This window comes from Eggerthella sp., assembly GCF_048329335.1.
Classification (GTDB): domain Bacteria; phylum Actinomycetota; class Coriobacteriia; order Coriobacteriales; family Eggerthellaceae; genus Eggerthella; species Eggerthella lenta.
Genome location: NZ_DBFEGU010000430.1, coordinates 1 through 2,108, shown reverse-complemented (window position 1 = coordinate 2,108; position 2,108 = coordinate 1). Strand labels below are relative to the sequence as shown.

The 2,108-nt window shown below is 66.7% G+C and carries 2 protein-coding genes; one reads left to right on the top strand and one right to left on the bottom strand.

Features of this window, described 5'->3' with window-relative positions:
• The coding region (locus tag ACMO6A_RS13260; RefSeq protein ID WP_418471404.1) for a zinc ribbon domain-containing protein at positions 1–354 on the bottom strand (354 nt) is incomplete at its 3' end.
• A gap of 688 nt (positions 355–1,042) precedes the next feature.
• Here ACMO6A_RS13260 and ACMO6A_RS13255 point away from each other — a divergent pair.
• On the top strand, positions 1,043–2,108 hold a 1,066-nt coding region (locus tag ACMO6A_RS13255; protein WP_418471403.1), incomplete at its 3' end, for an MFS transporter.

Genomic DNA, 2,108 nt, shown 5'->3' with positions numbered 1-2,108 from the left:
GGGAGGCAGCGTCGCGCCGCACTGCGCGCAGAACCCGCCGCCCAGCTTCTCGCCGCATTCGAGGCAGAACTTGGAGCCCGCCGGCACCTGCGCGCTGCACTTCGGGCAGGAAAGCGAGCCTGCGGCCGAGGCGGCACGCGGAGCCTGCGCCTGCGCTTGGGGCGCGGCCTGCGCCTGGCCGGGGATGGGCTGCGCGTTCTGCTGGGGGTAGCCGTGGCCGTAGCGCTTGCGGTCCGAGCTGCTGAACGAGCCCACGAAGCCGCCGAGCTTGCCCATGAATCCTTGCGGTTGATAGTAGCCGCTGCCTTGGTTGGTGCGGTGCTTTTTGCGACCGCTCATGGAGAAGAGCCCCATCGGGTGGTCCTTTCGATCAGGTGGGTAGCTGCGCCCCAGGATACCGGATGCGATCGGGCTCCGCCGCTTCTGCCGCCGACTCCCGGAAAAAACCAAGGGGCACCGCTTCGCTTGCCCCAAGCCCGTCCCCAAGCTCCAACTCTCAATGCAACCGGGTATCTGTCAATGACAGCCGGGCATGCGAATTCGCCCATGCTAACCAGTTTTTTCGTTTTGCGCGCGATTTGGCGCTTCGAAGCGTCCTTGGACACCGATCCTCGAAAGTGGTTTTTACGTTTCCGCAGGTCGCGTGATTCATGTTCGATCGCTGCGGGTCAGCATGTCCCCTAAACGGGACAACACGCACCCCTGAACGAACGCAAAACGAAAAAATTGGTTAGAACTCGACGATTCGCGTGCCGCGGCACTATTGACGTGAACCGTCGTTCACCCGTTGATCAGTGTGCTCTGCTTCGGGGCAACCCGTCCGCAAGCCTCTTCACCAAGCTAGAGCGTACCCGTAGGAGCCGCTTGGTATGCAGCCAGATACCCGTCAATGGTGGTTGAACGGCAGACCTTCGGCTGTATGACCGGAGCGTTGCGTGTTCGGAACGCTTCCGGGGCCGGCCTTTCCCGCCGCTACACTTGAAGCGTCCGTCGCCGCGCCGCGTCGGGCGCAACGAGGAAACGGACGAGGAAGGGCGGTCGGATGGGCAACGCGAAGAAGCGAAGCGGAAGCGTGGCGAGCATGCTGCCCGTGCTGCTGGCGTGCTCGTTCACGGCCTCGTTCGGCCAGAGCATGATGAACGTCGCCCTGCCCGAGCTGGCGGAGCGCTTCGGCGTCACGCTCTCCATCGCGAACTGGGTGATCGTGGGGTACATGGTGGTCGCGGCGACGGCCATCATGCTGTCGGCGTTCATGCTGAGGCGCCTCGGGCTGAGGCGCGTGTTCTTCGTCGGCGCGGGGGCGCTCGCGCTCGGCAGCGCGTGCGCGCTGCTCTCGCAGGACTTCCCGATGCTGTTCGCCAGCCGCCTCGTGCAGGCGGTGGGCACGGGCCTGTTCTTCCCGTCGGTGACGAGCGTCATCATGACGAACTCGCCGGCCGCGGTGCGCGGCACGCGCCTCGCGTTGAACAGCGGCGTCATCGCCGTGGGCCTTGCCATCAGCCCGACGGCCTCGGGCTTCGCGCTCACGCAGTTCGGCTGGCGCGCCATGTTCGTCGTATCGCTCGCCATGTCCGTCGCGCTGCTCGCGGTCGGCTTCTTCCGCATCCACGGCGGCCCTTCGACGAAGCGCGTTCCCATCGACGCGCTCAGCGTGATGCTCGGGCCGCTCGGGTTGGCCGCGTTCCTGTACGGCTTGGGCGAGGTCACGCGCGATCTCGCTCCCTCCCTCGCGGCGCTCGCGGTCGGCGCGGTGCTGCTCGCCCTGTTCGCCTGGCGGCAGTTCGCGTTGGAGAGCCCGCTGCTCGACCTGCACCCCCTCGTCCACCCGCGGTTCGCCGTGGGCATCCTGCTCGTCATGGTGGGCATGCTCACGTCGTTCTCCATGAGCATCCTGCTGCCGCTGTACTACGAGGGGGCGTTGGGGTACACGGCGTTCTTCGCGGGCCTGCTGCTGCTAGGCCCCGTGCTGGTCAACGCGGCGTTCACGTTCCTGGGCGGCCGGGTGTTCGACAGGCACGGCGCGTGGCCGCTCATACCGGCGGGCCTCGTGCTCGTGCTCGTCGGGCAGGCGGCGGCGTTCTTCTCGGCCGAGAGCATGATCGCCATCC